The 15097-nt window shown below is 62.5% G+C and carries 17 protein-coding genes; 4 read left to right on the forward strand and 13 right to left on the reverse strand.

Annotation, left to right across the window (positions count from 1 at the left end):
- The first annotated feature begins 22 nt into the window (after positions 1-22).
- Both ACTORR_RS15800 and trmB read left to right on the forward strand, forming a co-directional pair.
- A complete protein-coding gene (locus tag ACTORR_RS15800; protein ID WP_027920973.1) occupies positions 23-835 on the forward strand; it encodes a thiazole synthase in 813 nt (270 codons plus the stop codon).
- A gap of 9 nt (positions 836-844) precedes the next feature.
- On the forward strand, positions 845-1567 hold the full coding sequence (gene trmB / locus ACTORR_RS15805) for a tRNA (guanosine(46)-N7)-methyltransferase TrmB (protein WP_099814467.1): 723 nt from the start codon (positions 845-847) through the stop codon (positions 1565-1567).
- A 64-nt stretch (positions 1568-1631) separates the two neighbouring features.
- Here trmB and ACTORR_RS15810 read toward each other — a convergent pair whose 3' ends face one another.
- The 10 genes from ACTORR_RS15810 to ACTORR_RS15855 all read right to left on the reverse strand — a co-directional run bounded on the left by ACTORR_RS15810 (position 1632) and on the right by ACTORR_RS15855 (position 10186).
- Positions 1632-3470, reverse strand: coding sequence for a carbohydrate binding domain-containing protein (locus ACTORR_RS15810; RefSeq protein ID WP_313364908.1), 1839 nt, complete (start codon positions 3468-3470; stop codon positions 1632-1634).
- Between the two features lie 147 nt (positions 3471-3617).
- Complete coding sequence (locus tag ACTORR_RS15815) at positions 3618-3944, reverse strand: DUF3392 family protein (RefSeq protein ID WP_027920975.1); 327 nt, start codon at positions 3942-3944, stop codon at positions 3618-3620.
- A 9-nt stretch (positions 3945-3953) separates the two neighbouring features.
- Complete coding sequence (gene hemW, locus ACTORR_RS15820; protein WP_099814469.1) at positions 3954-5129, reverse strand: radical SAM family heme chaperone HemW; 1176 nt, start codon at positions 5127-5129, stop codon at positions 3954-3956.
- Positions 5126-5722, reverse strand: a complete 597-nt coding sequence (rdgB, locus tag ACTORR_RS15825) for an RdgB/HAM1 family non-canonical purine NTP pyrophosphatase (RefSeq protein WP_054884209.1) — start codon at positions 5720-5722, stop codon at positions 5126-5128. The genes hemW and rdgB overlap by 4 nt, the downstream gene beginning before the upstream one ends.
- A complete protein-coding gene (locus ACTORR_RS15830) occupies positions 5719-6153 on the reverse strand; it encodes a DUF4426 domain-containing protein (protein ID WP_054884210.1) in 435 nt (144 codons plus the stop codon). The genes rdgB and ACTORR_RS15830 overlap by 4 nt, the downstream gene beginning before the upstream one ends.
- 22 nt (positions 6154-6175) lie before the next feature.
- On the reverse strand, positions 6176-6796 hold the full coding sequence (metW, locus tag ACTORR_RS15835) for a methionine biosynthesis protein MetW (protein WP_054884211.1): 621 nt from the start codon (positions 6794-6796) through the stop codon (positions 6176-6178).
- A 7-nt stretch (positions 6797-6803) separates the two neighbouring features.
- Positions 6804-7943 carry a homoserine O-succinyltransferase MetX gene (gene metX / locus ACTORR_RS15840; RefSeq protein WP_054884212.1) on the reverse strand — a complete coding sequence of 380 codons (1140 nt, stop codon included), beginning with the start codon at positions 7941-7943 and terminating at the stop codon, positions 6804-6806.
- A gap of 98 nt (positions 7944-8041) precedes the next feature.
- Positions 8042-8632: a YggT family protein gene (locus ACTORR_RS15845; protein WP_027920981.1), complete on the reverse strand. Its 591-nt coding sequence runs from the start codon at positions 8630-8632 to the stop codon at positions 8042-8044.
- Positions 8633-8642: 10 nt separating this feature from the next.
- Positions 8643-9461, reverse strand: a complete 819-nt coding sequence (gene proC / locus ACTORR_RS15850) for a pyrroline-5-carboxylate reductase (protein WP_054884213.1) — start codon at positions 9459-9461, stop codon at positions 8643-8645.
- A gap of 38 nt (positions 9462-9499) precedes the next feature.
- Positions 9500-10186, reverse strand: coding sequence for a YggS family pyridoxal phosphate-dependent enzyme (locus ACTORR_RS15855; RefSeq protein ID WP_054884214.1), 687 nt, complete (start codon positions 10184-10186; stop codon positions 9500-9502).
- A gap of 66 nt (positions 10187-10252) precedes the next feature.
- On the opposite strand from ACTORR_RS15855, the gene ACTORR_RS15860 reads away from it, so the two are divergent.
- Complete coding sequence (locus ACTORR_RS15860) at positions 10253-11251, forward strand: type IV pilus twitching motility protein PilT (protein ID WP_099814472.1); 999 nt, start codon at positions 10253-10255, stop codon at positions 11249-11251.
- Between the two features lie 127 nt (positions 11252-11378).
- Here ACTORR_RS15860 and ACTORR_RS15865 read toward each other — a convergent pair whose 3' ends face one another.
- Entirely contained in the window at positions 11379-12008 is a 630-nt protein-coding gene (locus ACTORR_RS15865; RefSeq protein ID WP_054884216.1) for a C40 family peptidase, read from the reverse strand.
- A 165-nt stretch (positions 12009-12173) separates the two neighbouring features.
- Here ACTORR_RS15865 and ACTORR_RS15870 point away from each other — a divergent pair, with 165 nt between their 5' ends.
- On the forward strand, positions 12174-12593 hold the full coding sequence (locus ACTORR_RS15870) for an NINE protein (protein ID WP_054884217.1): 420 nt from the start codon (positions 12174-12176) through the stop codon (positions 12591-12593).
- 58 nt (positions 12594-12651) lie between these two features.
- Here ACTORR_RS15870 and ACTORR_RS15875 read toward each other — a convergent pair whose 3' ends face one another.
- Together ACTORR_RS15875 and argS are read right to left on the reverse strand one after the other, a co-directional pair.
- Positions 12652-13353, reverse strand: coding sequence for an SPOR domain-containing protein (locus tag ACTORR_RS15875; RefSeq protein ID WP_054884218.1), 702 nt, complete (start codon positions 13351-13353; stop codon positions 12652-12654).
- Position 13354: 1 nt separating this feature from the next.
- Positions 13355-15091 carry an arginine--tRNA ligase gene (argS, locus tag ACTORR_RS15880; RefSeq protein WP_313364907.1) on the reverse strand — a complete coding sequence of 579 codons (1737 nt, stop codon included), beginning with the start codon at positions 15089-15091 and terminating at the stop codon, positions 13355-13357.
- Positions 15092-15097: the final 6 nt, after the last annotated feature.

Genomic DNA, 15097 nt, shown 5'->3' on the forward strand with positions numbered 1-15097 from the left:
AATCTTTTCCCGAGGAACAACGATGAGCAACGTTCGTAGCGACAAGCCCTTCATCCTGGCCGGGCGCACTTTCCAGTCGCGCCTGCTGGTCGGCACCGGCAAGTACCGTGACATGGAAGAAACCCGCTTGGCCACCGAGGCTTCGGGTGCCGAGATCGTCACCGTGGCCGTGCGCCGGACCAACCTTGGCCAGAATGCGGGTGAGCCGAACCTGCTCGACGTGCTGTCGCCCGACAAGTACACCATCCTGCCAAACACTGCAGGTTGCTTCGATGCTGTCGAGGCGGTGCGTACCTGCCGTCTGGCCCGCGAGTTGCTCGATGGCCACAAGTCCCACGAGTCGCGCACCCTGGTGAAGCTGGAAGTGCTGGCCGACCAGAAAACCCTGTTCCCCAACGTGATCGAAACCCTCAAGGCCGCCGAGGTTCTGGTCAAGGATGGCTTCGACGTGATGGTCTACACCAGCGACGATCCGATCATCGCCCGCCAGCTGGCCGAGGCCGGCTGCATCGCGGTAATGCCGCTGGCCGGTCTGATCGGCACTGGCCTGGGTATCTGCAACCCCTACAACCTGCAGATCATCCTTGAAGAATCGAAGGTGCCGGTGCTGGTTGACGCGGGTGTTGGTACGGCTTCCGACGCCACCATCGCCATGGAAATGGGCTGTGAAGCCGTGCTGATGAACTCCGCCATCGCCCACGCTCAGCAGCCGGTGCTGATGGCCGAGGCCATGAAGCACGCCATCCTCGCTGGCCGCATGGCCTACCTGGCCGGCCGCATGCCGAAAAAACTGTACGCCAGCGCCTCTTCGCCGCTGGATGGTCTGATCAAGTAAGAGCCCCCGATGACTGACTCGCAAGATACGCCGATCTCCACCGACGGCGACCAGCGCCCACACCGCCGCATCAAGAGCTTCGTGATGCGCGCCGGGCGCATGACCGAAGGCCAGCAACGTGGCCTCGACCAGGGCGGCCCGCAGTTCATCCTGCCGCTGGCCGACAGCCCGGTGGACTACGACCAGGTATTCGGCCGTTCGGCGCCGCGTACCCTGGAGATTGGCTTCGGCATGGGCCATTCCCTGCTGGAAATGGCCGCTGCCGCGCCTGAACAGGACTTCATCGGGGTCGAGGTACACCGTCCAGGTGTCGGCGCGCTGCTCAACGGCGTGCTGACCCAAGGCCTGAAGAACCTGCGGGTGTATGACTGCGATGCGATTGAAGTGCTCAACCGCTGCGTGGCCGACAATAGCCTCGACCGCCTGATGCTGTTCTTCCCTGACCCATGGCACAAGGCACGTCACCACAAGCGCCGCATCGTTCAGCTGGAGTTCGCCGAACTGGTGCGGCGCAAGCTCAAGCCTGGTGGAGTGTTCCACATGGCCACCGACTGGGAGCCGTATGCCGAGTACATGCTGGAAGTGATGAGCGCCGCCCCGGGCTATCGCAACCGTGCTGAAGATGGCACCTATGTGCCGCGCCCCGAAGAGCGCCCGATCACCAAGTTCGAGCGCCGCGGCGAGCGGCTGGGGCATGGGGTTTGGGATTTGAAGTTCGAGAAAGTGGACTGAACCTGCAACGTACCCCGTATGCAAACCGAAAACCGCCTCTAGAGAGGCGGTTTTTTCAGGTTCCTTAATTGAGTATCAGGGTAAGGAAATCCAGGCTGGCCCGTCTCTTCGCCACGACAGTCACTTCAAACGCCTTGATTCGCTTGCCCGCAGCGCTGAAATTCACCCAGCTGTTGCGCTCCGTTACCGGGTGGGACCCGATCGTTTCGCCGTCAGCCGTGAAGAATGTCACCAACTGGCCCGGCTGGTTGGCAAGCATACTGGTTAGTGAGAACTTCACCCCGACGCATTCATAAGCAAGATCGAAGCGAACGGTTTGCTGCTCGGCAATCGAGCCGTCATTGATGCAGACGTTCTTGCCTTCGGTCATGCCATCGATAGGCCCTACCGCATGTATGTGGACCTGGCCTTGCTGATCATTGCCCAGGCTGATGGTCACGTGTGCGGTCTGTTGGCTGTTGCCTGGCCGGATGATCGGTGTCGGAGTGATATCGTTGAAGTCTTCGACAATGCTGTTGGTGGTCGAAAGCCAGGCGTTTTCGACCAAGAATGCCTGGGCCTTGGCATTCGCCCCGCCCGGGGCCTCAATGCTGAAGGTGTGGCTAGCTTGCCTGGCAGTGAAAATGCGTTCGACATCCTGCCATTCTTCACCGAGCAAGGTAGGCGCCTCGGAAAAGACATCGCTGATGCCCAGCTGCACCGAAGCCTGGCTGCCGGCCTGGCTGCGGGCCTTGACGCTGAAGCGGTAATTGTTGCCTGCGGTCAGCCCTGATACTGTTTTTTCCAGCAGGATGCCGGTGTCGGTCTGCTCGACACCGTGTCTTGGCGCAATACGGTACAGGCCATCGGCGCTCTCCAGTTGCAGGTCGATGGCCGCAGCGGTCTTGCTCCAGCCATTCCAGTCATCGCAGCCGAACTGGTCAGCTGCCTGACGCAGGTGCGATGCAGTGGCAGCAGGCGTTTCGGTGAGCAAGCGAATACTGTCGATGAAGGTGCGGTTGCCGCAGGTGAGTTCAACCCGCTTGATCAACGTTTCTCGACGGGCGACCAGTTCGACATGGGCGTTGGTCGTTTCGCCCGGCTGTGGGCTGATAGACTGCGTGGCAACTTCTTCACCGGCTTCATTGAACGCTTTGGCTGAAGCCTGCTGACCAATACCTGCCCAATTGAATGCCACCGCATGATAAGTGCCGACCAGTTCCAGGTGGGTGGTTTGAGCGGGGAAAATGTTGCCGCCGTTATGGGCCAGGCAAAGCACTTTTTTCAGATTGGCCTTACCCTCTTCGGGTAGCACCGGGTGGATAGCGATGCTGCCGGGGGCTCTGTCGGGAAGGCCAATCGACATGTGGTCGGCGTTGAACACTTCGCGCGGCAAGAGGTGGATGTCCTGGTACTGGTCGAAGCGCTCTGTGTGTTCGCTCAGCTCGTAGACGCGGATGAAGTCCAGGGACATGTCTCGGGCTCGTCCCAATGTTCCAGCCTCATTCACATCTTCGCTGTTTTCGGCAAGCCGATCGCGCGCGGTGATCATCAAGCGGTGCTCGGTGGCGGTGGCAGTGAAGTCCAGCGAAAGGGTATCCCAATCGAAACGCGTCAAGGTCCGATCGGCCAGTTGCGCGACGCCGATGACATCAAGCGTAACGTCGGTGCGAAACAAATCATCGCCGGGGATCGTACGGAAATCTACACTAAACCGGTAGCGGCTACCCGGCTTGAACCCGGTGACGGTCTTGTCGAGCAGGGGCCCCAGCACGTTGCCTTCCCAACCTTCCGGGAAGCGCACAAAGTAATTACCATCATCCTCTCGGTCGGTTATCAACTCCCATCCGTTGCTTTGTTTGTTCCAACCGTTGAAGTCGCCTTCGCCGAACGGCGAAAAATCGACATAGGGTGCAGTAGCCATGTTCGAAAACCTCGCGAAAGACTGATTAATGTGGTCTGGCGCTGATAATCGCGGCAGCGCGAGCCTGCATTAGAAGTTGATCGCGGGATCTTCGAAACTGGCAAAAATGCTAGGTGTACCTCTCTGGGCAGTGTTTCGCAGCGAGGTTCAGCCGCGCCGATCGGCCACCACGCCGATAAGTACCAGCACCACCAGCAACACCGGCGCCAGCGCATAGTTGTTGAACTGCCCCAATCCCTTCACCACCCAGGGCGTGGCATAGATCAACGCTGCACCACTGCCGATCATCACCAGGGCAGCCATCACCGGTACCCGCAGCGCGCCCGCCAGGGCACCCAGGCGCTGGTCCACCCAGCCTTTGATGTCGGTGCCGAACAGCACCAGCAGGCAGCCTACCAGGGCCAGGGAAATCTCAGACAGATTGCTGCGGCTCCAGCGCGAAACCGTGGCGAGCAGATCAAGTACCAGATCCATGGATCATCCTTAGGTCAAGAAATACTGCAGCAGGTCATTGAGGAACAGCTGGCCGCGTGGCGTGGCCACCAGTCGATCCGGTTCGACCTGCAAAAGGCCCTTTTGTTCGGCGGCGCGGCGGGCTTCGGCCAGCTGTGCCAGGGGCAGCCCGGTGCGCTGGGTGAACAGCTCGGCTTCCACACCATCGGTGAGGCGCAGGGCGTTCATCAGGAACTCGAACGGCAGCTCATCCACCGGCAACAGCTTCTCGCCGGCCTTGAACGGCTTGGCCAGGTTCAGGTAGTCCTTGGGCAGACGGGTCTTCCAGGTGCGCAGGATGCGGCCATCGGCGAAGGTCAGCTTGCCGTGGGCGCCGGCACCGATGCCGATGAAGTCGCCGAAGCGCCAGTAGTTGAGGTTGTGCCGGGCGGCACGGTCGGCCTGGGCATAGGCCGAAACTTCGTACTGCCTGAAGCCGTTGGCCGCCATCAGCGCCTGGCCGGCTTCCTGGATGTCCCAGAGGATGTCATCTTCAGGCAGCTCTGGCGGCTGGTTCCAGAACACCGTGTTCGGCTCGACCGTCAGCTGGTACCACGACAAGTGCGTCGGCCCGAGGTCGATGGCCTGACGCAGATCGCCCAACGCGTCATCCAGCGACTGGTCAGGCAGGCCGTGCATCAGGTCCATGTTGAAGTTGTCGAAGCCGGCCGCGCGCGCCATGCCAGCGGCGCGGATCGCTTCGTCGCCATTATGAATGCGGCCCAGCGCTTGGAGTTTGGCCGGCTGGAAGCTCTGTACACCGATGGACAGGCGATTGATACCGGTCTGCCGGTAGGCCTTGAACTTCTCTTGCTCGAAGGTACCGGGGTTGGCCTCAAGCGTGATCTCGATGTCTGCCGCGAACGGGATGCGTTGCTCCACGCCGCGCAGCAGACGCCCCAGGGCCTTGGCACTGAACAGGCTCGGGGTCCCGCCGCCGAAGAAAATCGACGACAGGGGCCGGCCCTGCACGGCGGCTTGCTCCAGGTCTAGGTCAGTCAACAGCGCGTCGACGTAAGCCTCTTCCGGCAGCTCGGGCCCGGCGGCGTGGGAGTTGAAGTCACAGTACGGGCATTTGCGCACGCACCACGGGATGTGGATGTAAAGGGCCAACGGCGGCAGGCGGGTGAGCGCCACCGCGTCGACTGCGGACAGCGTTGCGATCATGCCAGGCCCAGACGTTGACGCAGCAGGGCCATGGCGCGGGCGCGGTGGCTGAGCTGGTTCTTATCCTCAGGCGCGAGGTCGGCGCTGGAGCACTTGCGCTCCGGCACCCAGAACAGCGGGTCATAACCGAAGCCATGCTCGCCGCTGGCCTCGAACAGGATGCTGCCGTGCCACAGGCCTTCGCAAAGGATTGGCAGCGGGTCATCGGCGTGGCGCACCAGGGCCAGCACGCAGACGAACTGGGCGCCACGCTGTTCTGGCGGCACGTCCTTCAGCGCCTCGAGCAGCTTGGCGTTGTTCGCCGCGTCACCCTTGCCATCGGCATAGCGCGCCGAGTAGATGCCCGGCGCACCGCCGAGGAAGTCCACGGCCAGGCCGGAATCGTCGGCCAAGGCCGGGAGGCCGGAGATGCGCGCAGCGTTGCGGGCCTTGAGGATGGCATTCTCGACGAACGAAAGGCCGGTCTCTTCGGGTTCAACCTGGCTGAACTCACCGATCGAGCGCAGCTGGACCGACTGGCCGAGCATGGCCTGGAGTTCCTTGAGTTTGCCGGCGTTATGGCTGGCCAATACGAGTTGCTGGAAATTCATCATTCGCCTGGGAACACTTCCTGGTTGAAACTGAGTTGATGGCTGACCCCGCCGGTTTCGACATTCAGGTCGAAGGTCAAGGTTTCGGCCTGCTCGATCTTGAACTGGGCGATGTAATACACCGCGCCCTGGTCGGTTATCTGCTTGAACGACAGCGGGCTTGTGCGCCCGGTCAGGTCCTTCACCGTGCCGCTGACCACCGCCATGGCCGGCTTGTCGGCCTTGAGCACAGCGATGTTGAGCACGCCTTGGTTCTTGCTCCGGTTGAGCCCGGTGGCAGCGGCGATGTCCGGTTGCAACAGGCTTGAGGTGAAGGCGCTGTAGTGCACCGTCACGTCGCCAAACACTTCCTTGCGCTCAGGTCGGGCGGCATCGGCTGCCATCGCTGGCAGGGCCAGGCACAGGCTGATCAGGAACAGGGCTAGGCGACGCATGGTGCGAGTCCTCCGGTGGGCGTCAGACCGCCAGTTGATGCTCCTGCAGGCCCGGGCTGCTGACGCGATAGATGCCGATTTCACCTAGAAGATTAGGCCAAAGCCGCCCGCCCCACCCGTTACGGTGCAAGTGGTCGACGGCCAGGCGGTCAAGAACCTTGGCGCGGCGCTCATGGCACAGCTCTTCGAAGTCGGCGAAGGTGCAGAAGTGGATGTTCGGCGTGTTGTACCAGGTGTACGGCATGAAGTCCGAGACCGGCATGCGCCCCTTGGTGGCCAGGTACCAGCGGCAGCGCCAGTGGCCGAAGTTGGGGAACGTGATGATGCACTGGCGGCCCACCCGCAGCATCTCATCGAGGATGCGGTCTGGGTACTCCACGGCCTGCAGGGCCTGGGTCATGATTACCACGTCGAAGCTGTTGCTGGCAAAGTTGCCCAGGCCCTTGTCGAGGTCCTGCTCGATGACGTTGACGCCCCTCGCCACGCAGGCAGCGATGTTGTCGGGGTCGATCTCCAGGCCATAGCCGGTGACCTGTTTGCGGTCGCGCAGCGAGGCCAGCAGCTCGCCGCTGCCGCAGCCCAGGTCGAGTACCCGGCTGCCGGCGGGAATCCAGTCGTGGATGATTTCCAGATCGGCTCTCATGCTGTCCTCAGATGACGATGCGGTTCATGTAGTTCGCGAAACCCTGCATGTAGCGAGGCGTGGGTATCAGGAAGGCATCGTGGCCGTAAGGCGAATCGATCTCCAGATAACAGACGTTCTTGCGGGCCGCCATCAGGGCGTCGACGATCTCCCGCGAGCGGGCCGGCGAGAAGCGCCAGTCGGTGGTGAACGACATGATGCAGTAATCCGCCTTGACGTGGGCCAGGGTTGCAGCCAGGTCGCCGCCATTGGCAGCGGCCGGGTCGAAGTAGTCCAGGGCCTTGGTCATCAGCAGGTAGGTGTTGGCGTCGAAGCGGCCGGAAAACTCCTCGCCCTGATAGCGCAGGTAGCTTTCGACCTGGAACTCGACACTGTGGAAGTCGTAGTTGAGCTTGTCGCTCTTCAGCTCGCGGCCGAATTTCTCACCCATCGAGTCGTCGGACAGGTACGTGATGTGGCCGACCATGCGTGCCAGCATCAGGCCGCGCTTGGGGATCACGCCCTGGTCCTGGAACGAACCGCCGTGGAACTCAGGGTCGGTAAGGATGGCCTGGCGTGCCACTTCGTTGAAGGCGATGTTCTGCGCCGACAGTTTGGGGGCCGAGGCGATATCCACACAGTGGCGCACGCGATCAGGGTAGGTGATGGTCCATTGCAGGGCCTGCATGCCCCCCAGGCTGCCACCCACGATGGCAGCCCACTGCTGGATGCCCAGGCGATCGGCCAGGCGCGCCTGGCTATGCACCCAGTCTTCAACGGTCAGTACCGGGAACTCGGCGCCATAAGGCTTGCCGGTGGCCGGATTGACGCTGCTCGGGCCGGTGCTGCCATTGCAGCCGCCGAGGTTGTTCAGGCTGACCACGAAGAAGCGGTTGGTGTCGATCGGTTTACCGGGACCGATGCAGCTGTCCCACCAGCCCGGCTTGCGGTCGGTGGCGGCATGGTAGCCCGCGGCATGGTGATGGCCGGACAGGGCATGGCAGATCAGCACGGCATTGCTCGCGCTGGCATTCAGGGTGCCATAGGTCTCGTAGACCAGCTCGTAGCTGTTCAGCGAACGGCCGCAGGCCAAGGCCAGCGGTTCATCGAAGCTGGCAATTTGCGGTGTAACCAGACCGACGGAATCTTCGGGAAGGACAGTGGACATCGACCCTGCTCACGCTTGACGGAGGCGTAAGTCTAAAGAGCACTCCCCCCAGCGGCAAGCGAAGGCTTGCCACTGGAGGTAAGCAGCAGTCCTTGGGCTCAGATCATCCGCCACAGTTCCTGTGGCATGCCGGCATAGGCGGCCAGCGGCGGCATGACGAATGACTGGATCACCTGGATCGCCAGGAAGGCGAAGATCGGCGAGATGTCCATGCCGCCCAGGTTGGGCACGATACGGCGGAACGGTGCCAGCACCGGTTCGCTGATCTGCCAGGCCAGCTCGGCAGCCGGGTTGTGGCTGTTCGGTGCGACCCAGGACACGATCACCATGACGATCATCGCCACCCAGAAGATTTTCAGGAACAGCGAGGTGATACCGATGATGGCCCACATCAGCAGGTGCAGCACGTCGCCGAAGGTGCCGTAGGTGACCATCAGCACGAAGCCCATCAGCAGCGCCTGGATGACGATCGCCAGCAGCAGCGACGAGGTGTCGAGGCCGCCGATGCTCGGAATCACCCGGCGGATCGGCTTGAGCAGTGGCTGGGTTGCGCGCACGGCGAACTGGCTCAGTGGGTTGTAGAAATTGGCTTTGACCAGTTGCAGCACGAAGCGCAGCAGGACGATCACCAGGTACAGGCTGACCAGGGTTTGCACCACGAAGATCGCGGCGCCGGACAATGCATTCATCAACGGCTCCTTATTTGCCCAGTTGTTCGGCCAGCTCGGCAGAACGCTTCGACGCCGCCTCCAGCGCCTGCTCGACGATGGCTTCGAAACCATTGCCCTGGAACGACTTGATCGCCGCCTCGGTGGTGCCGGCTGGCGAGGTGACGCGGCGGCGCAGCTCTGCGGCGTCGACATCGCTGGCCACCGCCATGCGCGCGGCGCCCAGGGCAGTTTGCAGGGTCAGTTGCGAGGCGGTTTCGCGTGGCAGGCCGAGTTTTTCGCCAGCAGCGGTCATCGCTTCGATCAACAGGAAGAAATAGGCCGGGCCGCTGCCGGAGACCGCAGTGACGGCGTCCAGTTGTTGCTCTTGCTCAAGCCACAGGGCGGTACCGACTGCCGACAGCAGCTGTTCGGCCTGCTGGCGTTGTTCGGCGGACACTTCAGCGGTGGCGTACAGGCCGCTGACACCCTGGCGCAGCAGCGCTGGCGTGTTGGGCATGCAGCGCACCACCTGACGGGCGCCGAGCCAGGTCTGCAAGCTGTCGCAGGTGATGCCGGCGGCGATCGAGACGATCAGCTGGCCAGCAGCCAGGTTAGGCTTCAGTGACTCGCACACGGCCTTCATGACTTGCGGTTTAACCGCCAGCACGACCACGTCGGCACCGGCAATCGCCTGGGCGTTGTCTGCGAAAGCTTCGATGCCGTGCTCGGCCTGGATGCGGGTGCGGGTTTCGGCGCCGGGGTCGCTGGCACGGATCTGCGCCGCGTCCATGCCCTGGGCACGCAGGCCGCCGATCAGGCTGGCGGCCATGTTGCCGGCGCCGATAAAGGCAATACGTGTCTTGCTCATGTCAGGTCCTTGAAGGAAAGAGTGAGTAAAGCATGGAATCAGACGGGGCCGTAATGGCGTGCGCCGAACAGGGCGGTGCCGATACGTACCCAGGTCGCTCCTTGGGCAATGGCCGCTTCCAGGTCGTGGCTCATGCCCATCGACAGGGTGTCGAGGCCAAGGCCCAGGTTTGCCTGTAGCTGGTTCAGGCTGGCGAAGGCGGCCTCCTGGGCGGTACGGTCTTCGGTCGGCTCAGGGATCGCCATCAGCCCCCGCAGGCGCAGGTTTGGCAGTGCCGCCACGTCCCTGGCCAGTGCGGGCAGGTCGACCGGGGCGCAACCGGATTTGCTGTCTTCGCCGCTGACGTTCACCTGCAGGCAGATGTTCAGTGGTGGCAGGCCCGCAGGGCGCTGTTCGGACAGGCGTTGGGCGATCTTCAGGCGGTCCACGGAGTGTACCCAGTCGAAATGTTCGGCAATGGCTTTGGTCTTGTTCGACTGAATGGGGCCGATGAAGTGCCAGATCAAGGGCAGGTCACGCAGTTCTTGCTGCTTGGCCAGGGCTTCCTGCAGATAGTTTTCACCCACGTCACGCACACCGGCAGCGTAGATTTCGCGTATGGCGCTGGCCGGTTTGGTCTTGCTTACGGCCAGCAGCCGGACGCTCGCCGGGTCACGTCCGGCAGCCTGGGCGGCGCTGTGGATGCGGGCGGCAAGGGCGGTAAGGTTGTCTGCTATGGTGGACATGGATCGATGCCGTCGGCTCTGGAGATCTTCGGCATTCTACCTGCTTGATGGCTATTGGGGAGTCTCATGGACGCGACCGACCTGTTGGCCCGGGCCGTGGAGGCAGGGGCGAGCGACCTGCATCTGGCGGCGGGCGAGATACCGATGCTGCGCGTGGATGGCGAGCTGCGGCGCATGGCGCTGCCGAGCCTGACCTCAGCAGCAATGAACGACGCGCTGTCAGCGCTGCTCGACGAGGGCCAGTGCCGGCAATGGTTGCAGGGCGATGAACTGGATCTGGCCCTGGAGTTGGCATCTCTGGGGCGTTTTCGTCTCAGCCTGTTTCGACAGATAAACGGCCTGGCTGCAGCGTTTCGTCTGATTCCGCAACGTATTGCCAGTATCGATGAGCTTGAACTTGAAGAAGTGTTTCAAGCCGTTGCGCAGCACACGGATGGCCTGGTGCTGGTGGGCGGCCCGACCGGTAGTGGCAAGTCGAGTACCCTGGCGGCTCTGATCGACCGGCTTAATCGTGAGCAGGCACTGCACATCATCACTCTCGAAGACCCTGTCGAGGTTGTCCACAGCAGCCAACGCAGCCTGGTCAATCAGCGCGAGATCGGCCGGCATTGTCGTGACTTCGCTCAGGGGCTGCGCAGCGCCCTGCGTCAGGACCCGGATGTGATCATGATCGGCGAACTGCGCGATCTGGAAACCGTCCGCCTGGCGTTGCGCGCAGCGCAGACGGGGCATCTGGTGCTGGCAACGGTGCATACGCGGACGGCGGCAAGCAGCATCGACCGGCTGGTGGAGGTGTTCGCGGCAGAAGAGAAGCCCTTGGTGCGGGCGATGCTGGCGGAGTCGCTGAGATTGGTGGTGGCGCAGGTGCTGGTCAAACGTAGGGGCGGCGGCCGAGTGGCCGCGCGCGAAGTGCTGGTGGCGACACCTGCGGTGCGCAATCTGGTGCGAGAGGGGAGAATGGCGCAGTTGTGTTCGGTGATGCAGACCGGAGCGGCAGAAGGAATGCGGACGATGGAGGGGGCGATGCGAGGGCTCAGGGATAGGGGCCTGATCAGCGATCTTTAGCGCCTGTTCAGGCTTCTGCGTGGGTAAACCCGCTCTAACAGGGGCAGCGCAGGTTTCGAGAGCTGTGCAGTCCCTTTGGGAGCGGGTTTACCCGCGAAACGGCCAGCCCAGGCAGGCGCCGATAGGATCAGCGCTTGGCCAGGCTCAGCTGTTGCTGCTCTTTGGGCAGTACCCGCTTGGCAACCACATAATGCTGTTGCCAGTACGGCTTGCTCAGGCTGTCGATGCTCACCCGCTTGCCCGTGCGCGGCGCATGGATGAAGCGGTCGTTGCCGAGGTAGATGGCAACGTGATTGACCCGACGGCTCTTGATGTTGAAGAAGATCAGGTCGCCTGGCTTGAGCTCGCTCTTGGCGACTTTCACTCCGTGGCCCTGGGCCATGGCATTGGATGTACGCGGCAGGTCGACGTCTGCCACGTCGTTGAAGGCGTACTTGACCAGCCCGCTGCAGTCGAAGCCTTTTTTCGGGTTGCTGCCGCCCCAAACATAAGGGGTGCCGAGCACGTTGACCGCACGGCTGAGCACATCGCTGCTCTGCTTCGGCGACATCGCCGCAACGGCAGGCAGGTTGTGGCCCTTGCCCGAATAGTTCGAGCGTGCATGCAGCGTGCTCTGCTTGGCGGGGGTGTGTCTCACCGAGGCATTGCTGGTATAGCCGGTGAAACCGTTGGGAAGACGTTGCTCACGATTGGTGGCGTGGGCGGCCAGGGGCAATAATAGGCAGAGGGTCAGCCATGTCTTGAATAAAGGCGGCATAGATGAAGCTCTTGTGAATGTTATGTGTTTGGCGCGCAACTTTATAACAGCTTTTTGCTCCCTTTCAGGGCCGTTGGTCGATTGTCATGCTGCCGTACGTCGGCCTGCGACGGAAAAGTCACATTTTCATTTAGAAAATTTTCGGATAACCCACGAGGGCTATGAATGAACAGTTATCAACAGGGGGCGCCGTATCACGACACCCACAGCAAGGTCATCGGCTACCTGCTGTGGATCTTCGGCTTCACCGGCTCGCACCGCTTCTACTACGGCAAGCCGATCACCGGGACGATCTGGTTCCTCACGCTGGGGCTGCTCGGCATTGGCTGGCTGATCGACCTGTTCCTGATCCCGTCGATGGACCGTGAGGCGGACATGCGCTTCCAGTCCGGGCGCGTCGACTACAACATCGCCTGGATCCTGCTGACCTTCCTGGGCATCTTTGGCGCGCACCGTCTGTACCAGGGCAAGTGGATCTCGGCGATCATCTACTTCTTCACCGGCGGCCTGTTCCTGGTGGGTGTGCTGTATGACTTCTGGACCTTGAACAGCCAGATTTCCGAAGCCAACGCTCGCAGTCGCTAAGGCCACGGACATCCACAAAAAAAAGGCCTTGTCGCGGTGTGCGGCAAGGCCTTTTTCGTTACTGGCGGGTCTGTCGCTGCTGCAGGAGCAGGTTGCTGAACCCCGCCCCCGCCAACTGCTTCTGCGCCACGGTCAGCTGTTCGCGGTTGCTGAATGGGCCGACCAGCACGCGGTACCAAGTTTCTTCCTTGACGGTACCCGATTCGACCTTGACCACCTGGCCGAGCAGGATGATCTGCGCGCGGACCTTGTCGGCATCGGCCTGCTTGCGGAACGAACCGGCCTGCAGGAAGTACTGCGTGGTCGCCGCAGGCTTGATCACCGGTGGGGCTGGGGGCGGAGTCTGGCCCAACAGCGCGGCCTGGGCACGGGCGGTGTCGATTTTTGCCGCTTCAGCCGGCGTGACCGGGGTCACCGGCTGCGCGGGCACCGGCGGGGTCTTTTCCGGCACGGCCTCAGGCGGCACGATTACCTCGGACTCCGGCAGCAGGGTGTAGAAGTCGTATTTCGGCTTCACCGGCGGTTGTGGCGTTGCAGGGGTGGCCGACTTGCTGGCTTCGGCCACCTTCTCCGGCTTCTGCTGCTCGGGCTTGGTGCGCTTGATGTCACCGCCACCGGGCTCGAGTTTCATCAAGAAAACGATGAATGCACCGACCGTCAGGCCGACCGCCAGCCATACCCAGCCGGGGATCGGCTGCTTGGCAGGGGCCGTCTGACGGCTGGCGCCGCGTTTGGGGGCAGGTTTTTTCTTGGCAGCCAACTTACATGCGCTCCAGGGTTTCCAGGCCGAGCAGTTCCAGACCTTGCTTGAGGGTGCGGCCGGTCAACGCAGCCAGGCGCAGGCGGCTTTGCTGCTGTTCCGGCGTCTCGGCGGCGAGGATCGGGCAGTTCTCGTAGAAGCTCGAGAACAGGCCGGCGAGGTCGTACAGGTAGCTGCACAGCACGTGCGGGGTGCCCTTTTCGGCGACGCTGTTGAGGATCTCGCCGAACTGGGCCAGGCGCGCAGCCAGGTCTTGCTCATGAGCGGCCTGCAGCACGATGTTGCCGTCGACCTCGTCGAAGCCCTTGCCCAGCTTGCGGAATACGCCGGCCACACGGGTGTAGGCATACAGCAGGTATGGCGCAGTGTTGCCTTCGAAATTGAGCATCAGTTCGAAGTTGAAGCTGTAGTCGCTGGTGCGGTGCTTGGACAGGTCGGCGTATTTCACCGCGCCGATACCTACCACTTCACCGATGTGCCGCAGTTCGTCTTCGGCCAGGCTCGGGTTCTTTTCCTTGACCAGCGCGTAGGCGCGCTCCTTGGCCTCGGTGAGCAGATCAATCAGCTTCACGGTGCCGCCGTCGCGGGTCTTGAACGGGCGGCCGTCGGCGCCGTTCATGGTGCCGAAGCCCATGTGCTCCATCTGCATCGGGTGGCCGACGAAGCCGGCGCGGCGGGCAACTTCGAACACCTGGTTGAAGTGCAGGGCCTGGCGCTGATCGACGAAATACAGGGCGCGGTCGGCCTTGAGCACGTTGCTCCGGTAGCGCACGGCAGCCAGGTCGGTGGTGGCGTAGAGGTAGCCGCCATCAGCCTTCTGCACGATCACCGGCAGAGGCTCGCCTTCGCTGTTCTTGAATTCCTCGAGGAATACGCACTGCGCGCCTTGGTCCTCGACCAGCAAGCCTTTGGCCTTGAGGTCGCAAACCACATTGGCCAGGTCGGCGTTGTAGGCGCTTTCGCCCATCACGTCGGCCATGGTCAGCTTGACGTTGAGCAGCTCGTAGGTCTTCTGGCAGTGCGACAGCGAGATGTCCTTGAAGCGCGTCCACAAGGCCATGCACTCAGGGTCGCCTGCCTGCAGCTTGACCACCAGGCCACGGGCGCGGGTGGCGAACGCTTCGGATTCGTCAAAACGCTTCTTGGCGGCGCGGTAGAAGTTTTCCAGGTCCGACAGCTCGTCGCTGGTGATCGGGTTTTCTTCCAGATACGCCAGCAGCATGCCGAACTGGGTGCCCCAGTCGCCCACGTGGTTCTGGCGGATCACTTCGTCGCCAAGGAACTCCAGCACGCGCGCGACGCTGTCACCGATGATGGTCGAACGCAGGTGGCCGACGTGCATCTCCTTGGCCAGGTTCGGTGCCGACATGTCGATCACCACCTTCTGCTTGGGCCCGGCCTTGCGCGCGCCCAGGTGGGCGTCGGCGAGGGCGGCATCCAGGCGGTTGGCCAGGGCATCGGTGTTCTGGAAGAAGTTCAGGAAGCCTGGGCCGGCGATTTCGACCTTGCTGATGTCGGCGCTGGCCGGCAGGGCACTGATCAGCTTCTCGGCCAGGTCGCGCGGTTTCATGCCGGCCGGCTTGGCCAGCATCATGGCGATGTTGCTGGCGAAATCGCCGTGGGTCTTGTCCCGGGCGTTTTCCACCTGAATCGCCGGCGACAGCCCTTCAGGCAGCACACCGTCGGTGACGAGTTGGGTGAGGGCTTGCTGGATCAGCTGGCGAATGGTGTCTTTCATGGGGAT

This window comes from Pseudomonas sp. SAR267 (assembly GCF_052077595.1).
Lineage (GTDB): Bacteria > Pseudomonadota > Gammaproteobacteria > Pseudomonadales > Pseudomonadaceae > Aquipseudomonas > Aquipseudomonas vlassakiae.

Coding starts and splice junctions, on each gene's coding strand:
- hemW (WP_099814469.1), bottom strand. CDS start 5,129: ATGATCGCAACGCTGTCCGCAGTCGACGCGGTGGCGCTCACCCGCCTG.
- ACTORR_RS15800 (WP_027920973.1), top strand. CDS start 23: ATGAGCAACGTTCGTAGCGACAAGCCCTTCATCCTGGCCGGGCGCACT.
- ACTORR_RS15810 (WP_313364908.1), bottom strand. CDS start 3,470: ATGGCTACTGCACCCTATGTCGATTTTTCGCCGTTCGGCGAAGGCGAC.
- metX (WP_054884212.1), bottom strand. CDS start 7,943: ATGTCCACTGTCCTTCCCGAAGATTCCGTCGGTCTGGTTACACCGCAA.
- ACTORR_RS15860 (WP_099814472.1), top strand. CDS start 10,253: ATGGACGCGACCGACCTGTTGGCCCGGGCCGTGGAGGCAGGGGCGAGC.
- metW (WP_054884211.1), bottom strand. CDS start 6,796: ATGAGAGCCGATCTGGAAATCATCCACGACTGGATTCCCGCCGGCAGC.
- trmB (WP_099814467.1), top strand. CDS start 845: ATGACTGACTCGCAAGATACGCCGATCTCCACCGACGGCGACCAGCGC.
- rdgB (WP_054884209.1), bottom strand. CDS start 5,722: ATGATGAATTTCCAGCAACTCGTATTGGCCAGCCATAACGCCGGCAAA.
- ACTORR_RS15870 (WP_054884217.1), top strand. CDS start 12,174: ATGAACAGTTATCAACAGGGGGCGCCGTATCACGACACCCACAGCAAG.
- proC (WP_054884213.1), bottom strand. CDS start 9,461: ATGAGCAAGACACGTATTGCCTTTATCGGCGCCGGCAACATGGCCGCC.
- argS (WP_313364907.1), bottom strand. CDS start 15,091: ATGAAAGACACCATTCGCCAGCTGATCCAGCAAGCCCTCACCCAACTC.
- ACTORR_RS15815 (WP_027920975.1), bottom strand. CDS start 3,944: ATGGATCTGGTACTTGATCTGCTCGCCACGGTTTCGCGCTGGAGCCGC.
- ACTORR_RS15845 (WP_027920981.1), bottom strand. CDS start 8,632: ATGAATGCATTGTCCGGCGCCGCGATCTTCGTGGTGCAAACCCTGGTC.
- ACTORR_RS15855 (WP_054884214.1), bottom strand. CDS start 10,186: ATGTCCACCATAGCAGACAACCTTACCGCCCTTGCCGCCCGCATCCAC.
- ACTORR_RS15830 (WP_054884210.1), bottom strand. CDS start 6,153: ATGCGTCGCCTAGCCCTGTTCCTGATCAGCCTGTGCCTGGCCCTGCCA.
- ACTORR_RS15865 (WP_054884216.1), bottom strand. CDS start 12,008: ATGCCGCCTTTATTCAAGACATGGCTGACCCTCTGCCTATTATTGCCC.